Genomic DNA, 23,644 nt, shown 5'->3' on the forward strand with positions numbered 1-23,644 from the left:
GGCCTGGGGCCGTACAAGCTCAGCGCTTCGTCCTGGATCCGGTACGCCTCTTTCGTGTCGCCAAGCCTGCGTTCCGCAGCTCGGCGTCGATATAGGCGGCGGATCTGGGCTGTGAGCTGGGCAAACACCGGTAGGCCCGGTGACATGGCGTGTCACTAGGCGGCTGTGTTGTTGCAGGTCAGGCGGTTGCGGGTGTGGCGTGGAAGATCCGGGGCGGTTCGGTGATCTTCAGCTTGGTGAGCAGGGCCTTCTGGGGTTGGGACAGTTCGGTGCGCTGGGCGAAGGTGCCGGCGGGGCCGGTGAACACGCCCAGGTGTAGCCGGTCGATCTCGGTGTGGATCGCGGTCCAGGTGCGGCCGGTCTCGGTTTCGGCGACCCGGATGAGCAGCAGGGCCAGCCAGCAGAGCAGGATGTGGGCGCGGATGCGGTCCTCGCGGCGGTGGAACACCGGGCGCAGGTCGAGGGTGGTCTTCATGTCGCGCCAGCCGCGTTCGACTTCGAGGAGCTGCTTGTAGCCCAGGGCGATGTCCTCGGCTGACAGTGTCGGGTCGGAGCAGCGCAGCAGGTACTTGCCGTCGAGGCGCTGTTCGGCCTTGACCTTGCCTTGGTCGAGGCGTAGCAGGCCCTTGGGGGTGACGCGCAGGAACCGGTTCAGGCCGGGTTTGGTGGAGATCACGCCGCGTAGCTCGGCGCGTTTGGTGGCCGGCAGCCGGTCGGTGTCGTCGATCAGGTCGGTGAGCTGGGCGATCAGCCGTTGGCGCACGGCGGCGTCGCGGTCGGCGGCTTCTGGGTTGTAGCAGATGACGAACCGGTCGTCGGTGTCGATGTTGACTTCCTTGACCTGCAGGTTGCCCGCGACGGTCGCGTAGCGGCCCTGTCTGGCGAGGGCGGCGTCGGCTTCGCTGGTGCCGGCGCGTAGCTTCTCGCCGAGGATGTAGTGCCCGCCGCCCTGTTGCAGGAAGCGGCGGTTCTCGGCGGAGGCGAACCCGCGGTCGGCGACCCAGACCACCCGGGCCAGGCTCCACTCGCGCATGTCGGTCTTGACCTGCCGGATCAGGGCGGAGTCGCTGGTGTTGCCGGGCCAGCACCACACCCGCACGGGAATGCCGGTGCGAGTGACGGCCATCCCGACCACGACCTGAGGCAGGTCGTCGCGGGAGTCCTTGCTCTTGCCATGGGTGCGGAACCCGGCCTGCTTGACCGCCGCCGGATCGTCCTCGGACACGACCCGGCCCTGCTGGTCACGCCACAGCGGTTCGTCGGCCTCGTCGAGTTCGAAGTAGGTGCTGGTGGTGTCGAAGAACAGCAGGTCGACCTCAAGGTTGAGCAGGTCGGCGATCTGGTCGTAGACCCCGCGGGTCAACGCGGGCTCGACCTCGATCAACTGGTCCATCGCCCGGTAGCAGGCGTCGTCGGTGACATGCGGCAGGCCGGGCAGGTGCACGTCCTGGCAGACCCAGTCGGCGGCGGCCAGCTTGCTCGACGGGGCCAGGGCCCGGTTGGCGACCAGCGCGAACAGCACCCGCTCGACGTCGACCTCCCGGCGGGACGAGCCGACCAGCGGCCGCAGGACCGTGTCGACGCGCAGCCGGCGCCACAACCCGTCGAGCAACCACGCCCCACCCAGCGGACGGGACTCCAGGAACGACAAGCCTGCCGGCGCCGCCGCGGCCAGGGCGTCAGCCGGGCCGAGCAACCGCGACAACGCGTCGACCAGGCGGCGGATACCGGCCACGTCGAGCTGATCCTCGCGGCCGAACGAGTACAACACCCGCGTCTTGGACGCCTTCGCGGCCGGGTCCCACTCGTTGTGGGCCAACTGCAGGTAGCGGATCCTCTGCCCGTCACGGGTCTTGCGGGTCGACGCTTTCACGTACACGAGGCACGACCGTACACCGACTATGGATCAACGCATAGATCGGCAGCTCAGCAAAGTCATCCACAGGCAGGCGTGTCACTAGGAGTTTTCGCCGTTCCCGCCAGACCGCAACACCCTGACCTGCACCTCCACACCACGACGCCGACTATATCGACACCGAGCTGCGGAACGCAGGCCAAGCCATGTCCTTGCCCCGGACAGGTAGAACAGCAGTCGCTTTGCGGGAAAGCGGAACGCCGCGTCGCTGTCGTCGTCACCTGCCTCGTCGAACATGCGGTGCGCCTGCTCAATCCCCGCTCTCGCCTGGTCAGCAGCCCCGAGCCGGGCCAATGCCCTCGCGCGTCCGGCGGCTGCCAGCGCGCCGGACGGCGACGCCGAAGCCGTGATGGCGAGCGCTTGATCCGCCATCGCCACCGTCTGGTGCGGGTCACCGAAGTAGTAGGGCAGCATCGCCGCCTGGGCGCGCGCCAACACCTGGAGCCGCGGGTCCGCGCTGTCGTCCGCGGCGTGGATCGCCGTCCGGTACCACAACCGCGCCTCACTGGCGTTGCCCAGTCGCATGAGCGCGTCGGCACACATCGTCGCCAGCAGAGCTGCGGCGCCCGACAGGCGGGCCTGAACCGTCGCGGGTTGCCGCCGGCGCGACAGTACCTGCACCTCGGCACACTCACCCGCAAGTCTCGACAGCATGACGGTCGGGGCCGCCGAGGGATAGACCCGCATGTGCTCGCTCGTCGACTCTTCCACCAACTCGAGGTGCCGAGGCGACACGGTGGAGGACGACAGTGCCTCGTCCAGCTCCGCGCGTAGGCGCGCGAGACCGCCCACGTCAGCGGATGGAGGCTCGTTCATCACTTGCGGTAGATGCTGGACGCCCGAGGGTACCTGCGCGCGTACTGACTGAACACTTCCAACGGCTGGTACGTCCTGCTCACGGCCGAGACCCATGGCAGCTCGCGGGATGTTCAGACCTAGGGTGATCCGTTCCAGCACCTCGTAAGCCGTTACCTGCCGCGTTCCCTTGGCGATTTCGGCGGCGCGGTTGGCGGAGACATCGACAAGCGCGGCGATCGCCCCGTATGACACGCCGCGAGCATGCAGGAACCTGAAGATCACCGCGACGTCCCGCTTTTCCAGGAACTCCCTGATCGGCCGCCCTTCCCAGGTGCCCGACGTCCACCAAGCCGGGTCGATCCGGGCAACCATGATCACCTCCAGCATCCGCACACGACCGATAAGCATCCCGCCACGACGAGGCGTTACACGGCTCGTGGTGCGACCAAGCTACCCGCTGTCCCGCCAAGACTCCATAGCGTAAACATGCACGCTCACCGATCCCATCGGCACCGCAGGCGCACACTGTACGTTCATCTATCCAGATCACCTCAAAGCGGAGCGCGTCCCGCAGGAGGCATGACAAACCCGGGAGCGCTTCGGGCAAGCTTCTGCGAGCATCTCGATTGTGCGCGTCATGCTGGACACCAATCTTTGGTCCTCGATTGGCGACGAGGGCACCGCCCGCTCCTTCGATGCCTTGATGAAGGCGCGCGACCTTGAGGTCGTCGTGGCACCGAGCACGCTGATGGAAGTCGTTCGGCTTCCAGCGCCCGAGGCCCGGCAGCGAATCATCAGCGCCATGGGAACCGGCCCACGTCGGCGCTTAGCGACGGAAGCGGAGTCGGAGTCGGCGGAGGTCGTCGCGGAGATCCGCCGAGTCAGGCCGCAGTGGTTGCGCTCGATGCCCGACACCGCCCGAGTGGCATCCCTGAACACCTTCTGGACCAAGCAGGTGTGGCGGCAGGCGCTGCACGATCCGCAACCGTTCCACGACTACGAGATGCGTCACCGGGCGCAGTCCGACCACCTCGTGCGGCTCCAGCAAAGTCAGCGCCGGGCGATGCTACAGATCAACTTTGAGATCCGACCTCTCACCGCCATGACCGCGGCGCCTCTGCCTGAGGCACCCGAGTGGTATCGCGCCGGCTGGTCGGGTGAACCGGTAGAAATGTGGCGCGTCGAGTGTCGCGACCTCTACTGGCACCAACTCAAGGTGATCGCGGGTCGGGCGGTCCTGAGCGGCGAGGATTCGACCTTGGCTGACTGGATCGGCGCCTACGTAGACCTGTCCAGGTTGCGGTCCAGCCGCGATGCCTTTACCCGCTTCTGGTTCTCCGAGGTCACCGTTGGGGCGATGCGGCGCAACTGGGTCCGATGGGCAGCCCGCCTCGCCCAGAGCACCTTCAAGGTCACCAGCGGGAATCCCTCGGACGAGCAGCACAGCTCGTATCTACTCGACTGTGACCTTTTCCTGTCCGCCGACGCCCGGTTCGTGTCCGTCCTCGAACTCGTACGCGCCGAGGCGCCCTTCCCAATCGCCGAATCACTCCTGGTCAACGGAGACCGCACTCTGCCTGTCCTGGACCGGATTTCTGCGGCCCTGCAAGAACGACGAGGCTCTGCGCCACGCCCCTCAGCAGTCAGGTGAGACGACCTGCACCAGCCACCGCCGGCGTTCCATGGTTGCGCGGGGTTGTCTCCACCGGCACGGTTATCTGATGCAGCGCTGGGATCGGCTTAACGAGCGCCAGGTGGCCCTACTGCGTCAGATTGCGGACGGGGACAACCTCAGCACACCCGAGGGCGCCCCACATCGAACGTCCGCGCGGGCGCTGCAGACCCGGCGCTTGATAGACATCACGCGCAAGGGCGGATTGTGGCGAGCGACCGTCACGGAAGCGGGCCGCTATTACCTCGAGCACGGTTCTCACCCCGAGGACCCCGCCCACCTGGCCAGACCGACGCCGAGCAGGCCGAAAGCGGAAAGCGTCCCACCAAAGCGATCGGCAGCGGCCAGCACCGATGGCACGGGCTCGGCCACCCTTGCCTTGGCCCAGCAACTCGTCGACCAGCTGAAACGCGGCGACGGTGTCCTCCGCGTCGAGGAACCCGATGAGCAGACCCGGGCACGATACCGGCGGGCCATCCATGCTGCGAAGCAGCAGAACCTCCTCCCGGACGGATACGAGCTTCGGCACACCGGCCGGGACCGTGGCGACATCGTGGTCAGGCTCTACAACAAGGCGAATGGCGCCAGCAGGGGGTGGGACCCCTTCCGGATCGCCTCGCGCCACCAAACCACGATCGATGAGGAAATCATCGCGTTGCAGAAGAACCCCTCAGCGCTCACCGTCTCGACGGAGCTCCTGCCTCGGGCGTTGGAGTTGGTGCGCCTGCTCGCCGCAGCGGCCCGCAGCCGCGGGCACCGTCTGGTCGTCAACACCAAGGGTGCCCGGCCCACTCTGTCGCTACGGCTGGAGAAGGCAAAACGCGCGGTCAGGATGACCGAGGAGTACGACAAGGTTCCGCATGTACTTACCGACGACGAACGGTGGCGCCAGAGGAGGCAGCCCTGGATCTCCTTGCCCGAGTTCGACCGGGTGCCGAGCGGCCGTCTTGTCCTTGAGGTAAACCGCGCCGACTACGGCAAGTCGGACACCTGGACCGACGACAAGCGCACCATGCTGGAAACCCGCGTCCACAAGATCATAAGAGGGGTAGAGACGGGGTACCTCGCCGACCAACGCCTGCGTTCCGCAGCTCGGTGTCGATATAGTCGGCGTCGTGGTGTGGAGGTGCAGGTCAGGGTGTTGCGGTCTGGCGGGAACGGCGAAAACTCCTAGTGACACGCCTGCCTGTGGATGACTTTGCTGAGCTGCCGATCTATGCGTTGATCCATAGTCGGTGTACGGTCGTGCCTCGTGTACGTGAAAGCGTCGACCCGCAAGACCCGTGACGGGCAGAGGATCCGCTACCTGCAGTTGGCCCACAACGAGTGGGACCCGGCCGCGAAGGCGTCCAAGACGCGGGTGTTGTACTCGTTCGGCCGCGAGGATCAGCTCGACGTGGCCGGTATCCGCCGCCTGGTCGACGCGTTGTCGCGGTTGCTCGGCCCGGCTGACGCCCTGGCCGCGGCGGCGCCGGCAGGCTTGTCGTTCCTGGAGTCCCGTCCGCTGGGTGGGGCGTGGTTGCTCGACGGGTTGTGGCGCCGGCTGCGCGTCGACACGGTCCTGCGGCCGCTGGTCGGCTCGTCCCGCCGGGAGGTCGACGTCGAGCGGGTGCTGTTCGCGCTGGTCGCCAACCGGGCCCTGGCCCCGTCGAGCAAGCTGGCCGCCGCCGACTGGGTCTGCCAGGACGTGCACCTGCCCGGCCTGCCGCATGTCACCGACGACGCCTGCTACCGGGCGATGGACCAGTTGATCGAGGTCGAGCCCGCGTTGACCCGCGGGGTCTACGACCAGATCGCCGACCTGCTCAACCTTGAGGTCGACCTGCTGTTCTTCGACACCACCAGCACCTACTTCGAACTCGACGAGGCCGACGAACCGCTGTGGCGTGACCAGCAGGGCCGGGTCGTGTCCGAGGACGATCCGGCGGCGGTCAAGCAGGCCGGGTTCCGCACCCATGGCAAGAGCAAGGACTCCCGCGACGACCTGCCTCAGGTCGTGGTCGGGATGGCCGTCACTCGCACCGGCATTCCCGTGCGGGTGTGGTGCTGGCCCGGCAACACCAGCGACTCCGCCCTGATCCGGCAGGTCAAGACCGACATGCGCGAGTGGAGCCTGGCCCGGGTGGTCTGGGTCGCCGACCGCGGGTTCGCCTCCGCCGAGAACCGCCGCTTCCTGCAACAGGGCGGCGGGCACTACATCCTCGGCGAGAAGCTACGCGCCGGCACCAGCGAAGCCGACGCCGCCCTCGCCAGACAGGGCCGCTACGCGACCGTCGCGGGCAACCTGCAGGTCAAGGAAGTCAACATCGACACCGACGACCGGTTCGTCATCTGCTACAACCCAGAAGCCGCCGACCGCGACGCCGCCGTGCGCCAACGGCTGATCGCCCAGCTCACCGACCTGATCGACGACACCGACCGGCTGCCGGCCACCAAACGCGCCGAGCTACGCGGCGTGATCTCCACCAAACCCGGCCTGAACCGGTTCCTGCGCGTCACCCCCAAGGGCCTGCTACGCCTCGACCAAGGCAAGGTCAAGGCCGAACAGCGCCTCGACGGCAAGTACCTGCTGCGCTGCTCCGACCCGACACTGTCAGCCGAGGACATCGCCCTGGGCTACAAGCAGCTCCTCGAAGTCGAACGCGGCTGGCGCGACATGAAGACCACCCTCGACCTGCGCCCGGTGTTCCACCGCCGCGAGGACCGCATCCGCGCCCACATCCTGCTCTGCTGGCTGGCCCTGCTGCTCATCCGGGTCGCCGAAACCGAGACCGGCCGCACCTGGACCGCGATCCACACCGAGATCGACCGGCTACACCTGGGCGTGTTCACCGGCCCCGCCGGCACCTTCGCCCAGCGCACCGAACTGTCCCAACCCCAGAAGGCCCTGCTCACCAAGCTGAAGATCACCGAACCGCCCCGGATCTTCCACGCCACACCCGCAACCGCCTGACCTGCAACAACACAGCCGCCTAGTGACACGCCATGTCACCGGGCCTACCGGTGTTTGCCCAGCTCACAGCCCAGATCCGCCGCCTATATCGACGCCGAGCTGCGGAACGCAGGCAACGCGAGCACGAGGAGTGGGAACGCGCCCGCCGGGAGCAGGAAGAGCGCTGGGAGCGGCGAAAGGCCGAAGAACGAGCGCAGTGGGAGCAAGTCAAAGCCAGCGCCACCGTCCAGGCCACAGACAAGCTGCGCACAGACCGGTTCCGGGCCGCTTTCGACAGCTAAGTGGCTGCGGACTCCATCCGGAGCTTCTGCACAGCCCTCGAAGCCTCCGCCTCATCGAACGATGCCGCAGGCCAGAACCTTGAACAATGGGTGGCCTGGGCGAGAGAGAAGGCTGATGGACTCGATCCCACCGTCAACCTGACGGTGCTCGCGGAGGTGGACTTCGACATCAAACCGCGCCCCAGGGATCTGGAGCCGTTCATAGGCGAGTGGAGCGCGGGGGCGCAGGTTCCATTGGCGGGAGGCGGAGCCAGCGGAACGGCAGGCGGCGGTTGCGGCGGTCGCCGAACTCGAGGCTGTCCACCACGTTGTGCTGGGAGCAGGTCTGGACAACCAGCGCCAGGAGCGTGGCCGGCGCGAGTGCCTGCAGCGGTTGCTCTGGGAGCTAGGCGCCCTTGGTGTCGTAGAGGCTTGGCTCGACGCACGCCGTGAGGCCCAAAACAAGCTAGACGTCCGGCTCGTTGACACCATGCGCGTTCGCGGCGTCATGCCGGATTCACTACGGGTCGATCCCGTGTCGTCCCGCGCCGAGCCGCTGATCTGTCTGGCTGACATTGTCGCGGGCGCGGTCACTGCCGAGTGGGCCAAGGGCGCCGAGGAGTACGTAGCACCGCTTGCGAAGGTGCTGCAGAGGCACAAGATCAATCTGTCGTAGCCCCAAAATGCGCTGAGCCGAGGGCCGGGTCTGCCCCCGGAGCCTCGGCTCTACGACTTCCAGCCCATGGGCCATGGGTGGCAGGTGTTGCTGAATACAGCTTACCCCGACCGGCCAGGGAACACCGAGCACTGGTTGATCCACGGCACCGTGGGTGGAGGGACCGGGGCTTGCTCACGACCTCTATGGGTCCCCATGCAGCCGTGTGACGTCACGCCCGTACCCGACAAGATGCTCACCGCCGAGATCACCAAGCGGGCCAGACAAGCCATGGAACGGGAGTTCTTTCGGCTGGTCTCTCCGACCTCGACTCCGGCCGTGTGGCGCGCCCACTAGAGGGGTATTTGTGAGTTATGGCACTCTTTGGGGAAACGCCCTCCACGCGTGAGACTGTGCTCGAACAAGCGTTCGACCATCCTCTGTTCCTATACCTGCCGCGCTACTAGACTGGAAGCAATGACTAAGCCCGTGCACCCGAAGAACGCCTCGGCACGTACCGCCGCGGCGTACCTCGCTGTTCTCGGACTGGCCCGCACTCTGGGTTACGTCATCACACGCCTCAAGATCGCCAAGCTGCTGTACCTGGCAGACCTGCGAGCCATCGAGGCTGGTGACGACCCAGTATCCGGCATTCAGTGGAAGTGGCTCAACTACGGACCGTACAACAACAGTCTCCTCTTCCTGGAAGACGAGCTAGTAGAGGCCGGCGTAGTCCGCCGGGAGCCTGAGCCGTACTACGGCGGGCAGTGGCTACGCCTGATCGACGAAGCGAGCGTCGGCTACGACATGGAGCCTGAGGAGATGGCGGTCCTCTCCTCGGTGGTGGCAGAGTTCGGCGACCTGCTAGCCACGAGCTTGAAGGACCTTAGCTACCAGACAGCACCAATGCGAGACGCCCAGGGGCGTGGTCGCGGCACCACACTTGACCTCTCCCTCGCACGGCCGCGGCCGCGGCTCACTGGCCTGGCTGCCAGGATGCAAGGGATCATCAATCGACTGCCTGAGCAGGAGAATGATCCGGGCGTATTCGAGGATATGATCATCGAGTCAGCCGCCTTGGCCGCCCCGCGCAGGCGTGCAACGAGGGAACTGCTGGGTGATGACGAGTAGTCCCGTCGTCCAGGGCGGGATCTACTGGGTCACCGACACCGACATCAGCCTGCCCCCGAACCATGACCGCAAGACCCACCCACGACGTCCAGTGGTGGTTCTGACAGGGCCCGACACCAACAGCCACGCGGGCTGGCGGTTCGTGCTGGTGGCCCCGATATCGTCCGAGTCCACTCGCAAAACCGTGTACTGCGTCAAGTTGAGCGCAGGCGAGGGCAACGTCGCCAGCAAATGCTGGGTCCGGGTGCCAGCCGTTCAGCCGCTCATGAAGGACCAGTTGACGGACATGATCGGGATCCTGCCCGCGCAGCGGCTTGAGGAAATTCAGGCTCGGCTGTGGCAGTACCTCGGCCTAGTCGACCTGGATGAGCCCACACAGTAGGTGTCGCGGCCGACCACCGAGCCCAATCAGTACCCAGAAGCCAGGGTCGACAGCCCGCGTCAACGCCGGCGCACGGCGGGTGCTCCACGGATGCTCCGATGTTCCGATGCCGGGCGGACTCACGGCGCGACCCCTGGATTCGCGCCCCCGCCGACCACTCATCCCCGTGCCAGCCAACGGAGGCATCGCGCGGACCAGCACCAACGCGGCCGGACGATGCGTCCAGAATTCGGACGGCGGACAAATGGTGGCACTCCGTCTACTTCTGGCCACTTTTAATCCTTAGGTTCTGGGTTCGAGTCCCAGGCGGCCCACAACCTGCTGACCTGTGAATCCGTGCAGGTCAGATGGAGCATTGCACGAACTGTTTGTTGTTTAGCGCGAGCGCCGCGCCGCGGGCGGCGCCAGCGGGTTCCTGCTCACGTAGGTCGCCCCGGCTGACCTGCTGCGCGCCGTCACTGTCGTCGCCCGCGGCAAGGCGCTGCTTCCCCCGGTGGTCATCCCACGCTGATCAGCGAGTTCGTCACCGCGCCCGCCCCGCCCAACCTGGCGGTCGACCGGGACCTTCTGGCCGTCCGCGAGTAGGAGATCGTCCGAGCTGGCGGCCCGAGGGCTGAGCAACGACGAGATCGTCGCGAGCATGTCATCAGCTCGCTGACCGCCATGACTCACGGCAAAACCGCGCGATGACCAGGCTGCACTGCCGTGACCCTGCCCAGCTGATGGTGTGGGCCTACGAGCCCAGGGCCCCGGAGTAGTCCGCGAATGTCCTCTTTGGCCTGACGTTGTCCTGAGGGCCGTGCCCGGATGAGGAGCGAGCACGACACCTGTGGATCATGAAGTTGTCTACGCTTCAAGACTCACCAAGGGTGTCGTGCTCGCTGTGTCATCATCGCTCATCGCCGGGGCGGGTCACGCCGCGGCTGCTGCTATCGGTGCCGATTCACCGTCTGCGGGCTTGCTGGACCGGTTGGGGCAGGTCGCCGACCCTCGTGATCCTCGTGGTGTGCGGTACCGGTTGGCTACCTTGCTGGCGATCGGGGTGTGCGCGATGAGCGCGGCCGGCCACAACTCGCTGACCGCGATCGCGGAGTGGGTCCGACGCTGTGGACAGCGGGAACTGGCCCGGCTGGGTTGCCCGTTCAACCCGGTGACCGGCCGGTACCGGGTTCCTGACGAGCGGACCCTGCGTGACGCCTACGCCAGGGTTGATCCGGGCGTGCTGACCGGCGTCGGGTACGGGCACCTGGCCGCGCTGGCCCGGTCCGCGACCGACGTGGTGACTCCGGATGGTGTGCCCGAGCGGGAACAGCGTCGCGCTCACCGTGCCGCCCCCGCTGACCGGCCGCGCCGCGAAGCCGTCGCGGTCGACGGTAAATGTCTCCGCGGGGCCATACGCCCCGACGGCAGTCGCGCGTTCATCCTTCCGCCGTGCGTCATGCCGACGCGGTCACCCTCGCCGCCCGCGAGATCGCCGCGAAGACCAACGAAATCGGTGAGTTCGCGCCCGTGCTGGACCAGATCGCCGCGGCGGACCTGACCGACACGGTGATCACCGCCGATGCCATGCACGCGCAACGCGCCCACGCCGTCTACCTCGTGCAACAGCGCCACGCCCACTACCTGTTCACCGTCAAAGACAATCAGCCCACGCTCGCCGCGCAGCTGCGGCGCCTGCCCTGGAAGCAGGTGCCGGTCCTGCATCGCCAGAGCAGTCGCGGCCACGGCCGCGCCTTCGAAGCCAAGGCGGCCCCAGCCGCAGGTTTGGGGCGGATGAGTAGACCGCCGAGGAGGGCGGCGGTCATGAACAGACTGGTGGTGGTCGCGAGCAGTTCTTGATCTCCGTCGGTGTGGTAGATCGATCTCTGGCGGTAGGCGATGTCCCCGGCGGCGAGGGTGAGCACGTCGAGGATGTTGCCGCCGAGGACGGTGGCGATGGCGAGGGTGACCGCGCCGCGGCGTACGGCGGCGATGGCGGTGACGGTTTCCGGAAGCGCGTTGACCACGCCCATCAGGACGGCGCCGACGAATCCGGCGGAGAGTCCGGTGGTCTCGACGACGCTATCGGCGGCGAGGGCGACGAGCCAACCGCCGGCGGCGACGAGGAAGCCGACGACGGCGAAGTTGGTCCACAGCCACGCCGGTGGGCGCTGGTTGAGCGCGTTGTCGTTGTGCGGGACATCGGGGCGGGTTTCGGCGGTGGCGATGGCCTGCCACATCGGTTGCGCGCCGGCGCGGCGGATGAGCACGAGCCCACCGATGTAGGTGGCGACGAGCACGGCGGACATCGGGTTGACGCCGGCGATGCTCGTTTCGGGGATGTAGCTGGCGAGCAGGGCCAGGGCGAGCAGGGCGATGAGCAGGCAGCCCGACAGCAGGTTCGACAGCGATGCGGCGGTGTGTTCGAGGTTGGCGCGGCGGTGGAAGGCGACGGCACGGCGGCGGCGCCCACCTGCGATCCCGGGGCATCCGCGCGTGCATCCTGCAATGGTTGTGAACCTTCGGAGACTGTACGTTCAAGGCGTGGTCGCATCCTATGTGGTCCGAACGGCACACGCATTTGATGGCGAGCGTTTTCTTCCCGGTGGGGCGCAGGTCCAGGTCGATGGCGGTCGGATCGTCGCGGTTCGACCGGCGCACGCGCCGATTGACGCCGGCCAGCGGGTGTTCGACCGCGCCGATGCGACGGTGCTGCCCGGGTTGATCGATACTCATGTCCATCTGGTGGCTGGTGGTGAGCCGAACGCCCTGGGGTTGGACGCGGGGCGCAGCGCCGCGGAGCGTGAGCAGGTCATCCGCCGATCTTTGGTGGCACAGGTCGGTGCGGGTGTGACGACGGTGCGGGATCTGGGCGATAACCGGTTCGTCGTGGTGGAGCGGGCGGTACGCGATGACGAGCCGTCGGTTGTCGGGGCGGGACCGCCGATCACGTCGGTGAATGGGCACTGCGCCGCACTCGGTGGACAGGCCAGCGGCAGCAAGGCGCTGCGGTCGGCAGTCGCCGAACGGCACGATCGCGGGGCCAAGATCGTAAAGATCGTTGTCAGCGGTGGCGCCATGACAGCCGGTTCGGACCTGCTGCGACTGCAGTTCGAGCTGGCCGACGTCCGGGTCGTGGTGGAGGAGGCCCACCGTCGTGGGCTGCCGGTCACGGCGCATGCCCACCCGGTGGTCGCCGTCGAGTTATGTCTGGCCGCCGGCGTCGACGGCATCGAGCATTGCACCTGCCTGACCCCGACGGGGATTCACACTCCGGCCTCGGTGGTTGACGGGCTGGCCGCGCACCAGGTCCAGGTGTGCCCGACGTTCGGGCGGCTGCCCGCACTTCCACCATCGCCGGAGGCGGTCGAGGTCATGCGGCGCACGGGAATGACGCTGACGGCCCGCTTCGCTCAGGTCAGCCGCCTGCACGCCGCCGGGGTGCCGCTGCTGGCCGGTTCAGACGCCGGTATTCACCCGGCAAAACCACACGGCGTCCTCGCCTATGCGGTGGCCGAGCTGGTCCGGTCCGGCCTGCCAGTCGACGCGGCACTGCGAGCGGCGACATCCGGTGCCGCCGAGGCGTGCGGGCTGGGCGCCACGGTCGGCAGGCTGCGGCCAGGCACGGTCGCCGACCTGCTCATCGTCGAGGGTGACCTGGCACATGACGTTCTTGCCCTGACCCGCGTGCGCGGAGTGATACTGCGCGGACGGCCGGTCATCGTCAATGACGCCGGGCCACGATCACCGAGTTGACCACCTCGCCGTAGGGATGCAGGACGACGTCGAGGACCAGCCCGGCATCGTGCACGTCACCGAGGTCAACCGTCGGGTAGAGCAGCGCCCGCAACCGGTCCGCGGTACGAATGACCACGTACGTTCCCGGTGCGATCGAGGTACCGATGGCCCGTAACGCGGCCAGCTTCTCCGCCCGCGTCGTACCCACCAGGGCCGCGACGACAACGACGTCGCAACCGGCGGTGACGCGGGCCATGTCCGGCGCCGACGTCGCGTCGGACACGACAACCGTGATCTGTTCCGCTTCGGCGAGCCGGTCGACGAATCGGCGGGAGAGCTTCACGGCTTCGACGTCGCGATCCACCACCGTGGTGTGGGCTCTGGTCGCCTGGCTCAGCAGCATGGCGCTCAGGGGTAACGAACCTCCGCCGATGAAACAGACTCCGCGGGTGGCCTCCAGCCGATGACCGGCTGCCGCCAAGGCGTGCAACTCCAGTCGAGTCAACTGCTCATAGTTGCCAAGATAGGGAAACGCGGCCGCCTGGGCATGCGGGTCGGCGGCGGTGAGCACCTGGTGCGCCCACGCGTTCTCCAGCAGCGACTCGCCCTCCGCGCATAGCCGGATCAGGTCCGATCGCACCCTGATGATCCGCGGATCCGCCAGGGCCGACTCGACGTCACGCGCATCGGCGTGGACACAGACCCGCACCAGATCGGCGAACAACGCGTTGACTTCCGGTGACGGGGCACGACTGTGCTGGGCGCGTAGCTGCTCATACAGGCTGATGATGTGATCGGCTCGACCGACACCCTGCACTGGCGCAGCGGCCACGCTCAGCATTGCGATGTTCGCAGCATGATGTCGGCGTCGATCTCGAAGTGCACTGTGCTGAACGGATCAGGCCGTTCATCGTAGATCTCGCGTGTCGGCAGGGATCGCCAGAACGCCTCCGCGCCTGAGACGCTCGCGTCGGTGTGCAGGTACACGCGCCGGTAGCCGCCGGGGCCGACACTCCAGGCCACCGCCCGCTCGGTAAGGGCCCGACCGACGCCACAGCGCCGTGCCCGGGAGACCACCCACACGCGCACCAGTTGGCAGACGTCGGGCTGGTTGTACTCCTGCGCCAGCCAATCCGGATTCGGAGGACTCGCCAACCGACACGGCCGTACGGCCGCCGTGCCGACGACGCCGGTCACGTCTCGGGCCACCAGCAGCACACTTCCCGGTGTACGCAGGTAGGTCGCTTCGAGGTCGTCAATGTCGTGGTGCCACTGCGGGAGGTATCCCCCCAGGTCGGTGTGCAGCACCTCACGCATGATCGCCTCCGCCGCCTGCAGATCAGCTGGGGCGGCAGGCGTGACGACCAGGTCAGAGACTTTGCTTTGACCTGTTTTCTGATGGCTTGGCATGTTACTACTCTCCCGCCCTGCGTCTAAGGAGATCTTGGAGTGTCGCGGCGTTCGGACGTTGACCCGCACGACGGCGCCACCGGCAGGTGGCGATCCCGTCCGGCGACATCGGCCCAACCTATCTGCTAATGACAACCGTTTCTAACTCGATTGGTGACGGCTTCGACGACGAAGGGGCGGATCACCAGCCGCCGTGGATCGTCTCGGACGAGTTGTGGGCCAAGGTTGCGCCGATGCCGCCAGCCCGCCCGCCGCGCAATTTACCGCTATCCCAGACGCAAGCCCTTTGAGGGACTGCACAAATCCTACGTCCGGTCTGGTCGTTCAGTGCCGCGGTCATCACGGCACCCTCCTCACCAGGCACAACGCCCGGCAGGTCAGGCCGGAAACACCAACTTGTTGGATTGGTGGCATGCAGCCGTTTGCCGTCCGGAGCCAGCCCGACCGCGTGGTAACCCTTTTTCCGACGTCCAAGCCGAGGTAGACGCCGTATCCGTCGTTCGCCGCAGCCGCCTCCACGCATCGATCGGTGGCCTCGGCCGCTGGCCTGAGCGTCGGACTGCCGGCAGCCACGTTACGAAGAGACCTACCCCGAACACGGGTGGCCGTGTCCCTATCAGCGGTCCGCCGACGCCACCCGACCCGGCGACAACACCCCCCGGATCATCACAACGACAGGGGCAGGAAGTCATACCGGGCCGGGCGACCGAGGGTCCCCGGCTGGGGACGATCAAAAAGGTAACGGGGGCTGATCTCGGCGATGCTGCGGCTGATCGTCGAGCGGTGCACAGCGAACCAGGCCGCGATCACGTCGTGGGTGAGCCCGTGACGGAGATGGACCAGCATGGCCAGCCGCCGATCCACGGCCCCGAACCGGTGCCTGGCGCCTGCTCCGATCCGGCGACGGCGTATCCGCGAGGCGAGCCGGTCACGGTGCCGTGCCCGCCACCGCGGCCTCAACTCGCTGACCAGGTCCTCAATCACCGAGCGGGACAGGCCCGTCATACCCCGGTTGGTCATGATCGCAGCGCCCACCACGACGCAAAAAACGATCATCGATGCTCAAGGATTCGCTACCGTGCACGGGGCCGTGAGTGGCGCGACAGCAATGGTGAGAAGGCTGTCGCGCCACCACAGGGAGCGCCGTCGCCGGAGGTACCAGCACCGACCAACGTTCCGATGCGATGTTAACGGACTTGATTTCTGTTTGCACCAAAGGCAGGTAGCCCGCTCCGCCGCATGGCGCCGCCGCAAGAGGCCGGCCGACGTCCGACCCTTACAGGACGACGCGCCGGCCGGGTCCGCCTCACCTGAGGTACCCCCTACCTCGCGGACAGCTTCACGATAATGAATTCCGCTTCGGATGTCACCGATCATTTGATCCGTTGCGAGGACCTCAGCGGGAGCTCAGCGGCAGCGGTCGAGGAGTTGGGGTCCTCCACCGCCGACTTCGCCGACAATCTCATGCAACCGCCCACCGAGACCGATCGTGGTCAGCTGTTGCGGGCGCTGGCCAGCGGTGCGCTCCGCTCCGGTCTGGAGCGCCACTTCGGCCTTAAGCTGGCCTTGAGAAGGACTCTCACCGGATGGCGGCGTTCCGGTCGAGCGCCGTCGACTCCGACTTCTACCGCAGGTTCGTCTCGACCCGCGGGCAGTTGCTCAAACAGTCACCCGAGCTGCCTGACTGTTGACCACCACACTGCAGGACGTCCCGGCGGGCAGGTTCAGGCTCACCTGTTCCTGCGCGCCGGGCATCGGTCTGGCGGAGTAGGACGCCGGCCGCCGAGCGGCCCACGCTTTCCGAGCCGGCTGGCGCAAATAGCGGCCCGGCTCAGACGACCCGTCCGAGCTGGTCGGCATCCGGGCCGGCCTTGCGGTGGGGGCGAGCGCATCCATCGCAGGACGGTGTTCAGGCGGCGCAGGCGCCGCAGACTCCGAAGATCTCCATGGTGTGACCGACGTCGGTGAAGCCGTGCTGGCTGGCGACCTGGTCGGCCCACCGCTCCACGGCCGGCCCGGCGACCTCGACCGTCCGACCGCACCCACGGCACACCAGGTGGTGGTGGTGGCGGCTCTGGCTGCACCTCCGATACAGCTGCTCTCCGCCCGGCAGCTTGGTGGAGTCGAGTTCACCGGTGTCGACCAGCAGCTGTAGTGTCCGGTAGACGGTGGTCAGGCCGACCCGCGCCTGGCGATCCAGCAGCATCTGGTGCAGCTGTTGCGCGCTGTGGAAGCCGTCAACTTCGCGCAGCAGCGCCAGCACCTCGGCACGCTGGCGGGTGTTGCGGGTCATGCCGGTCGGCGCCTCGCTCACCGTTCGCTGTCTCCCTTCGCTCCGTGGCCGGCCCGCTGCAGGTTGGTCGGCGGCGTGGTCTCGAGTTTTCGACATCAGCACCCATTATGCGTTGCGCATATGTGCAATGGTCTGGCCGACTGTATCAGTGCCGCATCGATGCGAGCCGAGCCTCCACCGAGGCTTGGGCTGGCATCCCGCTTACCTGCCGCGCCGTTATTCCAGCGCCTTTGTGACGCCGGAACGCAGCTTGGTCACAGACTGGTCACAACGTCTTGTGCACTTAGTGACAATGGCTTTCGTTGAGCGGATGATCCCCTTCAGTCGCGCCCGTCACCGGGCGCTCGCTCTGGGAGGAATCCGCCCGTGAGACATCCATCCCTGTGGGGTAGGCGGGGCTTCGCCGCCCTGCTCGCCTCCACCGTCGCCACCAGCGCGGTCGCGCTGACTGGTGCAAACCCGGCGGCGGCCGAGCCGGCGGCACCGCCGGCACCTGCGCCGGAGGTGCCGAAGGAAGCGCCGGCCGAGGCGCTGGGCAGCCACGACGCCGGGCTGCTCGCCGATGCACAGGCGCAGCGCAAGCCGGCGGTCACGGTCATCGTCGCCACCGACAAGGGCAAGGCCGGCGAGGTCACCGCCGAGATCCGCAAGCTCGGTGGCACGGTCACCCACCGGGTCGACCAGGTCGGTTATGTGTTGGCACAGGTCCCGACGGACAAGGTCGTCAAGGCCGCCAAGCTACCCGGTGTCTCGGCGCTGGATCTGAACGAGTCGATCACGCTGCCCGACCCGCGCGCGGAGTCGCTGCCTGGCCGGCGGGTCGCCGCGCAGGCCGCTCCGTCGGGTCCGGGAGCGGCGACTCCGGCGGACAACCCCTACATGCCGACCGGGGAGACCGGCGCGGTGGCGTTCAAGAAGGCGCACCCGACGTGGGACGGCCGCGGCGTGACCATCGGCATCATGGACTCCGGCGTCGACCTGGACAATCCCGCTCTGCAGACCACCTCGACGGGCGAGCGGAAGATCGTCGACTGGGTGACCGCCACCGACCCGCTGCTGGAGGGTGACCTGACCTGGCGGGCCATGCGCACGCAGGTCACCGGCCCGTCGTTCACCGCGGCCGGGCGCCAGTGGACCGCGCCGGCGGGCACCTGGCTGTTCAACGTGTTCAACGAGAAGATCACCGAGGGCAGTGAGCCCGGTGGTGACGTCAACCGCGACGGCGACACCTCGGACAGCTTCGGCATCCTCTACGACCCGTCCAGCCACGACATCCGGGTGGACTCCGACCAGGACGGTGACTTCACCGACAACCCGGTGATGCGCCCCTACAAGGAGCGCTTCGACGTCGGGCACTTCGGCGCCGACGATCCCGCCACCGCGGTGCGTGAGCAGATGCCGTTCGTGGTCGAGTACCGCGAGGACGTCGACCTCGCACCGGCGGGCCTGCCCGGTCAGACCGCGGACTTCGTCAACATCGGCATCATCGAGGACGCGCACGGGTCGCACGTCGCGGGCATCACCGCGGCCAACGACATGCTCGGCAACACCCGCTTCGACGGGGCCGCGCCGGGCGCGAAGCTGGTCTCCTCCCGGGCCTGCACCTGGGGCGGAGGCTGCACCGCGGCGGCGTTGACCACCGGCATGGTGGACCTCGTGGTCAACCGCAAGGTGGATGTGGTGAACATGTCCATCGGCGGCCTGCCGGCGCTCAACGACGCCAACAATGCCCGCGCCGAATTGTACGACCGGCTGATCACCGACTACGGCGTGCAGATGTTCATCTCCGCCGGCAACTCCGGCCCGGGCGTGAACACCGTGGGTGACCCGTCCGTCGCCGACAATGTGGTCAGCGTCGCCTCGAGCATCAGCCGGGAGACCTGGCTGGCGAACTACGGCTCGGTCACCCGCCGGCCGTACCAGCTGCACCCGTTCTCCTCGCGTGGGCCGCGTGAGGACGGTGGCTTCAAGCCGACCATCAGCGCGCCCGGCTCGGCGATCTCCACCATCCCGCTGTGGCAGGCCGGCTCGCCTGCCGCTGAGGCCGGTTACTCGCTGCCGCCGGGCTACGCCATGTTCAACGGCACCTCGATGGCCTCTCCGCAGGCCACCGGCGGCGCGGCGTTGCTGCTGTCGGCCGCGAGGGCGACCGACATCGGGGTCACCCCGGCGGCGTTGCGTCGGGCCGTGGTCAGCTCGGCCTCGTGGATCAGGGGCGAGCCGGCGTACGCGCAGGGTAACGGCCTGCTCGACGTGCCGGGTGCCTGGAAGCTGCTGGCCAAGCCCGTCACCCCGCGCGGCTACACCGCGAGCGCGCCGGTGTGCACGCCGATCTCCGACTTCCTCGCCACCCCCGACCGGGGCACCGGCGTCTACAACCGCTGCGCCCCCGGGCAGGGCGGCCAGAAGGCCGGTCAGGCGCGCACCTACCAGGTCAAGGTCACCCGCACCAGCGGTCCGGCCGGCGTGATCCGCCACAAGCTGCAGTGGCGGGGCAACGACGGGACGTTCCGCGCCCCGACGTCGGTGGACCTGCCGCTGAACAAGGCCGTCTCCATCCCGGTGACGGCCACCCCGAAGGCCGGCGCTCACGGAGCCATCCTGCGCATCGACGACCCGAGGACCAAGGTGGTCGACTTCGAGGTCCTGAACACCGTCGTCGCCGCCACCCGGCCCACCAGGCCGGCGTACGCGTTCTCCGGCTCGGGCAGCGTGGACCGTAACTCGACGACCAGCTTCTTCGTCTCGGTCCCCGAGGGGGCGGCGGCACTGCAGGTGAACCTGTCCGGCATCGCCACCGGTTCGCAGACCCGGTTCATCGCCGTCAACCCCTGGGGTGTGCCGGTGGAGAGCACCGCCAGCACCGCCTGCTACACCAACTACTCCGACGCGGCGGCGTGCAAGCCGCAGGAGCGGGACTACGCCAACCCGATGCCCGGAATCTGGGAGATCGAGGTGGAGGCACGGCGCACCTCGCCGTCGCTGAACAACCCGTTCCAGCTCACCGCGCGGGTGCAGGGCGTCAAGGTGGAGCCGGCCGTGGTGACGCTGCCGAGCGTGACCGCCGGTGAGTCCACGCCGGTCACCTGGACGGTCACGAACATGTTCGGCCCGGTGGTGATCACGGGTCAGGGCGGTCCGTTGGGCAGCTCGGCCTCCTCCCGCGACAGCATCGCCGACGGTGCGCGCAAGACCTACACCGTCGAGGTGCCCGCGGGCGCCACCCGGCTGGACGTCGCCATCGGCAACACCAGCGACCTGGCCGCCGACCTGGACCTGACCGTCCTGCGCGACGGCGTCGAGGTCGGCCAGTCCGCCGACGGCGACTCCGAGGAGTCGGTCTCGATCCCGAACCCCCAGCCCGGCACCTACACGGTGCAGGTCGACGGGTACGCGGTGCCGGCCGGCACCACGCAATTCGACTACCGGGACGTGTTCTACTCCCCCGCCCTGGGCCAGGTCACCGCACCCGGCACCACGGTGTCCCTGCCCAACGGCGCCAGCGCCACCATCACCGGCGCCGTGACCGTCAACGCGGCTCCGGCCGAGGGTCGGCAGCTGTTCGGTGAGCTGAACCTGGTCACCGACGAGGGCGCGGTCGTCGGCCGCGGCGCGGTGTCCATCGGCACCGTGAACTGACCGATGCGCGCGATGCCCGTCCCCGTCGCCGACGAGGGCGGGCATCGCCGCACCATAAGCGCAATGCAATCGGGCGATCACTGTAGGATACGGCCGTTGAAACTGGGAGGTGATTCGCCTGAGCACCACCGATCCTGCCGCGCCCGTGCGGTCCGAGCCGCAGGCTCCCACCGCGCCGGCCGCCGAACCGGCGGCGCCCGACCGCGAGCGGTGGGTCGGCTCGACCGAGGTGCTGTGCTTCCTGCTCATCCTCGTCGGCGTGCTGCACCGGCAGATCGGGACGCTGGTCACCGATCCGCGCTTGCAGACCTGGCTGACCGTCTTCGTGTCGGTGATGGTGCAGGCGGCGCCGTTCCTCGTCTTCGGCGTGGTGCTCTCCGCCGTCATCGCGGTGTTCGTGCCCCGCTCCTTCTGGGCGCGGGCCCTGCCCCGTCACCCCGCGCTCGCGGTGCCGGTGGCCGGCATGGCCGGAGTGGTGCTGCCGGGCTGCGAATGCGGGTCGGTGCCGATCGCCGGGTCGCTGATCCGCCGCGGCGTCACCCCCGCCGCGGCGCTGGCGTTCCTGCTCGCCGCGCCGGCGATCAACCCGATCGTGCTCACCGCCACCGCCGTCGCGTTCCCGCGCAACCCGGAGATGGTCGCCGCCCGCGGCGGCGCCAGCCTCCTGGTCGCCCTGCTGATGGGCTGGATGTGGCTGCGACTGGGCCGCACCGACTGGATCCGCCTGCCGCACCGCGCCCACCTCGACGGGCTGCCCCGGATGGCCGCGTTCTGGACCGCCTGCCGACACGACGTCATCCACGCCGGCGGGTTCCTCGTCGTCGGGGCAATGGCCGCGGCGACGATCAACGTAGTCGTACCTCAACAGTTCCTGCACGACCTCGCGGCCCGGCCGGTGCTGTCGGTCCTCGCCCTCGCCACTTTGGCGGTGCTGCTGTCCATCTGCTCCGAGGCCGACGCGTTCGTCGCCGCCTCGCTGTCCCAGTTCTCCCTGACCGCCCGACTGGCCTTCCTCGTGGTCGGTCCGATGGTCGACCTCAAGCTGATATCCATGCAGGCCGGCATCTTCGGCCGGCGGTTCGCCGTCCGGTTCGCCCCGGCCACCTTCGCCCTCGCCGTGCTCGTCGCGGCCGGACTCGGGACGGTGATCTGGTGAGTCGCGGAACGCAGGCGGTGGTGCTGGTCTTCCTCGGCGGCGCGATCCTGCGCGCCAGCCTCACCGACCTCTACCTGCGCTACGTCAAACAGGGACTGCGCCCGTTCCTCATCGCCGCCGGCCTGCTGCTGGTCATCACCGCGCTGGTGGCGCTCGTGCAGGAGCTACGCCACCTCAACCGGCCCGAGGACCAGCCGGACGACGACGGACACGACCACGGCCGTTCCGGTCCCGCCGTCGGCTGGTTGCTGCTGCTCCCCGCGCTCGCCCTGCTCTTCGTCGTCCCGCCGGCGCTCGGCGCCGACACCGCGGCCCGCGCCGGCTCCGCCCTCACCGACAACCGGGACGTCGCCTACCCACCCCTGCCACCCGGCGACCCGACCGAACTGACCCTCCTCGAGTACGGCTACCGCGCCGTCTACGACCACGGCCGCACGTTGCAGGGCCGACGCATCCAGCTCACCGGCTTCCTCGCCCCCGGCCCAGACGGCGAACCGATGCTCGCCCGCATCATGCTGTCCTGCTGCGCCGCCGACGGCATCCCCGTCAAGGTCGGCCTGCGCGGCGACGTTCCCGAAGGCCCGGCGAACACCTGGGTACGCTCCACCGGCCGGTGGATCCCGCACACCGCCAAGGACCCCGTCAACGACGCCGACCTCCCCTACTTCCAGGTGGAGACCTGGGAGAAGATCCCCGCGCCCGCCGAGCCGTACGAGTAGGACGCGGGTCGGCCCGCCGGCCTCCGGCCGGGTTCCCTGCGGACCCACCGTCGCGCGCGGCCGGTAGTTTCCCGATCCGTCGAGGAGTGTCCGTGTCCCACGTCCACGCCGGCCGAGCGGCATCCCCGGTGCGGCACCGGCTGACCTTGCTGTTCCTGATCCCCGCGGTGCTGCTGACCGCCCTGGGCATGCTGCTGCTCTGGCCGCACCAGGCGGCGCCGGTAGAGGCCACCGACGAGCCACCCCGGGTTTTTGGACAGGTCCGTGCGGTCACGCAGCGACCCTGCGCACAGGCAGCGGGAGAAAGCGACGAAGCCGCGGGGCCGACCACCAGCTGCGGATCGGTCAGCGCCACCCTCACCAGCGGTCGGGATGCCGGGACCACCGTCAGCACCGACATTCCCACCGGTCCCGGCGCGCCCCGACTGCGCATCGGAGACGAGGTCACCCTTCTCCTGCTCGACGATCCGACCGGCGACGGCAAGAGCTACGTCGTCGTCGACTTCCAACGTTCCCGACAACTGTGGCTGCTCGGCGCCGCCTTCGCCCTCGCCGTCATCGCGTTCGCCCGTTGGCGCGGGGTAACCGCGTTGGCCGGCCTCGCCGTGACCTTCGCCGTCCTGCTGCTGTTCATCATCCCCGCCATTCTCGACGGCCGGTCACCGGTGCTGGTCGCCGTCGTCGGCTCTGCCGCCATCGTGCTCACCGTGCTCTACCTGACCCACGGCTTCGCCACGACCACCTCCGTGGCCGTCGCCGGGACCCTGGTCAGCCTCACCATCACCGCCGTGTTGTCCGCGGTGGCGGCTCTCGGGCTTACCTCGGGGGGATGTGGCAACTGCCGCAGCGGCGGCACCACCTATTTCCAACCCGTCGTCGAGGCACTGAACCGGTACAACGTCAGCGTCTACTGACCACACCGGGACCCCCGCCGGATCACGCGG

At 68.2% G+C, this 23,644-nt stretch carries 18 protein-coding genes and 2 pseudogenes; 12 read left to right on the forward strand and 8 right to left on the reverse strand.

Going from position 1 to position 23,644, the window contains the following annotated elements; translation table 11 throughout:
- Window positions 1-178: 178 nt before the first annotated feature.
- Together O7618_RS24815 and O7618_RS24820 are read right to left on the reverse strand one after the other, a co-directional pair.
- The gene (locus O7618_RS24815; protein WP_278106846.1) at window positions 179-1,879 is read right to left on the reverse strand and encodes an IS1634 family transposase; all 1,701 of its coding nucleotides are present in this window, start codon (window positions 1,877-1,879) and stop codon (window positions 179-181) included.
- Window positions 1,880-1,957: 78 nt separating this feature from the next.
- Window positions 1,958-3,100: a hypothetical protein gene (locus O7618_RS24820; protein WP_278108537.1), complete on the reverse strand. Its 1,143-nt coding sequence runs from the start codon at window positions 3,098-3,100 to the stop codon at window positions 1,958-1,960.
- Between the two features lie 241 nt (window positions 3,101-3,341).
- Here O7618_RS24820 and O7618_RS24825 point away from each other — a divergent pair, with 241 nt between their 5' ends.
- The 5 genes from O7618_RS24825 to O7618_RS24845 all read left to right on the forward strand — a co-directional run bounded on the left by O7618_RS24825 (window position 3,342) and on the right by O7618_RS24845 (window position 9,766).
- On the forward strand, window positions 3,342-4,364 hold the full coding sequence (locus O7618_RS24825) for a hypothetical protein (protein ID WP_278108538.1): 1,023 nt from the start codon (window positions 3,342-3,344) through the stop codon (window positions 4,362-4,364).
- A 70-nt stretch (window positions 4,365-4,434) separates the two neighbouring features.
- Window positions 4,435-5,559: a hypothetical protein gene (locus O7618_RS24830; protein ID WP_278108539.1), complete on the forward strand. Its 1,125-nt coding sequence runs from the start codon at window positions 4,435-4,437 to the stop codon at window positions 5,557-5,559.
- 78 nt (window positions 5,560-5,637) lie between these two features.
- Window positions 5,638-7,338 carry an IS1634 family transposase gene (locus O7618_RS24835; protein WP_278106846.1) on the forward strand — a complete coding sequence of 567 codons (1,701 nt, stop codon included), beginning with the start codon at window positions 5,638-5,640 and terminating at the stop codon, window positions 7,336-7,338.
- Window positions 7,339-8,730: 1,392 nt separating this feature from the next.
- Complete coding sequence (locus tag O7618_RS24840) at window positions 8,731-9,384, forward strand: type II toxin-antitoxin system antitoxin SocA domain-containing protein (RefSeq protein ID WP_278108540.1); 654 nt, start codon at window positions 8,731-8,733, stop codon at window positions 9,382-9,384.
- Window positions 9,374-9,766: a type II toxin-antitoxin system PemK/MazF family toxin gene (locus tag O7618_RS24845; protein ID WP_175441341.1), complete on the forward strand. Its 393-nt coding sequence runs from the start codon at window positions 9,374-9,376 to the stop codon at window positions 9,764-9,766. The genes O7618_RS24840 and O7618_RS24845 overlap by 11 nt, the downstream gene beginning before the upstream one ends.
- A gap of 1,320 nt (window positions 9,767-11,086) precedes the next feature.
- Here O7618_RS24845 and O7618_RS24850 read toward each other — a convergent pair.
- Together O7618_RS24850 and O7618_RS24855 are read right to left on the reverse strand one after the other, a co-directional pair.
- Window positions 11,087-11,470 carry a hypothetical protein gene (locus O7618_RS24850; protein WP_278110254.1) on the reverse strand — a complete coding sequence of 128 codons (384 nt, stop codon included), beginning with the start codon at window positions 11,468-11,470 and terminating at the stop codon, window positions 11,087-11,089.
- A gap of 27 nt (window positions 11,471-11,497) precedes the next feature.
- Window positions 11,498-12,201: pseudogene (locus O7618_RS24855) on the reverse strand (cation transporter); the annotation flags it as partial.
- Between the two features lie 88 nt (window positions 12,202-12,289).
- Here O7618_RS24855 and O7618_RS24860 point away from each other — a divergent pair.
- Window positions 12,290-13,501, forward strand: coding sequence for an amidohydrolase family protein (locus O7618_RS24860; RefSeq protein ID WP_278108542.1), 1,212 nt, complete (start codon window positions 12,290-12,292; stop codon window positions 13,499-13,501).
- Here O7618_RS24860 and O7618_RS24865 read toward each other — a convergent pair.
- The gene (locus O7618_RS24865) at window positions 13,470-14,324 is read right to left on the reverse strand and encodes a nicotianamine synthase family protein (protein ID WP_278108543.1); all 855 of its coding nucleotides are present in this window, start codon (window positions 14,322-14,324) and stop codon (window positions 13,470-13,472) included. The genes O7618_RS24860 and O7618_RS24865 overlap by 32 nt on opposite strands.
- On the reverse strand, window positions 14,318-14,893 hold the full coding sequence (locus O7618_RS24870; RefSeq protein WP_278108544.1) for a GNAT family N-acetyltransferase: 576 nt from the start codon (window positions 14,891-14,893) through the stop codon (window positions 14,318-14,320). The genes O7618_RS24865 and O7618_RS24870 overlap by 7 nt, the downstream gene beginning before the upstream one ends.
- An 86-nt stretch (window positions 14,894-14,979) precedes the next feature.
- On the opposite strand from O7618_RS24870, the gene O7618_RS24875 reads away from it, so the two are divergent.
- Complete coding sequence (locus tag O7618_RS24875) at window positions 14,980-15,183, forward strand: hypothetical protein (protein ID WP_278108546.1); 204 nt, start codon at window positions 14,980-14,982, stop codon at window positions 15,181-15,183.
- A gap of 376 nt (window positions 15,184-15,559) precedes the next feature.
- On the opposite strand, the gene O7618_RS24880 is transcribed toward O7618_RS24875, so the two are convergent.
- Window positions 15,560-15,757, reverse strand: a complete 198-nt coding sequence (locus O7618_RS24880) for a transposase family protein (protein ID WP_278108547.1) — start codon at window positions 15,755-15,757, stop codon at window positions 15,560-15,562.
- Between the two features lie 561 nt (window positions 15,758-16,318).
- On the opposite strand from O7618_RS24880, the pseudogene O7618_RS24885 reads away from it, so the two are divergent.
- Window positions 16,319-16,584, forward strand: a pseudogene (locus O7618_RS24885) (SCO5389 family protein); the annotation flags it as partial.
- A gap of 218 nt (window positions 16,585-16,802) precedes the next feature.
- Here the strand turns inward: O7618_RS24885 and O7618_RS24890 are convergent.
- The gene (locus O7618_RS24890) at window positions 16,803-17,186 is read right to left on the reverse strand and encodes a transcriptional repressor (protein WP_278110140.1); all 384 of its coding nucleotides are present in this window, start codon (window positions 17,184-17,186) and stop codon (window positions 16,803-16,805) included.
- Between the two features lie 366 nt (window positions 17,187-17,552).
- Here O7618_RS24890 and O7618_RS24895 point away from each other — a divergent pair, with 366 nt between their 5' ends.
- From O7618_RS24895 to O7618_RS24910, 4 genes are all read left to right on the forward strand, one after another.
- Entirely contained in the window at window positions 17,553-20,825 is a 3,273-nt protein-coding gene (locus tag O7618_RS24895) for a S8 family serine peptidase (RefSeq protein ID WP_278108548.1), read from the forward strand.
- A gap of 145 nt (window positions 20,826-20,970) precedes the next feature.
- The gene (locus O7618_RS24900; protein WP_278108549.1) at window positions 20,971-21,981 is read left to right on the forward strand and encodes a permease; all 1,011 of its coding nucleotides are present in this window, start codon (window positions 20,971-20,973) and stop codon (window positions 21,979-21,981) included.
- Window positions 21,978-22,700, forward strand: a complete 723-nt coding sequence (locus tag O7618_RS24905) for a TIGR03943 family protein (RefSeq protein ID WP_278104874.1) — start codon at window positions 21,978-21,980, stop codon at window positions 22,698-22,700. The genes O7618_RS24900 and O7618_RS24905 overlap by 4 nt, the downstream gene beginning before the upstream one ends.
- Before the next feature lie 92 nt (window positions 22,701-22,792).
- Window positions 22,793-23,614 (forward strand): YibE/F family protein, encoded by an 822-nt coding sequence (locus O7618_RS24910; RefSeq protein WP_278108550.1) that lies wholly within the window; start codon window positions 22,793-22,795, stop codon window positions 23,612-23,614.
- Window positions 23,615-23,644 lie beyond the last annotated feature (30 nt).

Origin of the sequence: Micromonospora sp. WMMD980 (genome assembly GCF_029626035.1) — a bacterium.
In the GTDB taxonomy this organism is placed as follows: domain Bacteria; phylum Actinomycetota; class Actinomycetes; order Mycobacteriales; family Micromonosporaceae; genus Micromonospora.

What these genes read in the sequence shown, in the direction of transcription:
- O7618_RS24865 (WP_278108543.1), bottom strand. Translation starts at nt 14,324, where the DNA reads ATGCTGAGCGTGGCCGCTGCGCCAGTGCAGGGTGTCGGTCGAGCCGAT.
- O7618_RS24845 (WP_175441341.1), top strand. Translation starts at nt 9,374, where the DNA reads ATGACGAGTAGTCCCGTCGTCCAGGGCGGGATCTACTGGGTCACCGAC.
- O7618_RS24840 (WP_278108540.1), top strand. Translation starts at nt 8,731, where the DNA reads ATGACTAAGCCCGTGCACCCGAAGAACGCCTCGGCACGTACCGCCGCG.
- O7618_RS24850 (WP_278110254.1), bottom strand. Translation starts at nt 11,470, where the DNA reads ATGCAGGACCGGCACCTGCTTCCAGGGCAGGCGCCGCAGCTGCGCGGC.
- O7618_RS24830 (WP_278108539.1), top strand. Translation starts at nt 4,435, where the DNA reads ATGCAGCGCTGGGATCGGCTTAACGAGCGCCAGGTGGCCCTACTGCGT.
- O7618_RS24820 (WP_278108537.1), bottom strand. Translation starts at nt 3,100, where the DNA reads ATGCTGGAGGTGATCATGGTTGCCCGGATCGACCCGGCTTGGTGGACG.
- O7618_RS24870 (WP_278108544.1), bottom strand. Translation starts at nt 14,893, where the DNA reads ATGCCAAGCCATCAGAAAACAGGTCAAAGCAAAGTCTCTGACCTGGTC.
- O7618_RS24890 (WP_278110140.1), bottom strand. Translation starts at nt 17,186, where the DNA reads ATGACCCGCAACACCCGCCAGCGTGCCGAGGTGCTGGCGCTGCTGCGC.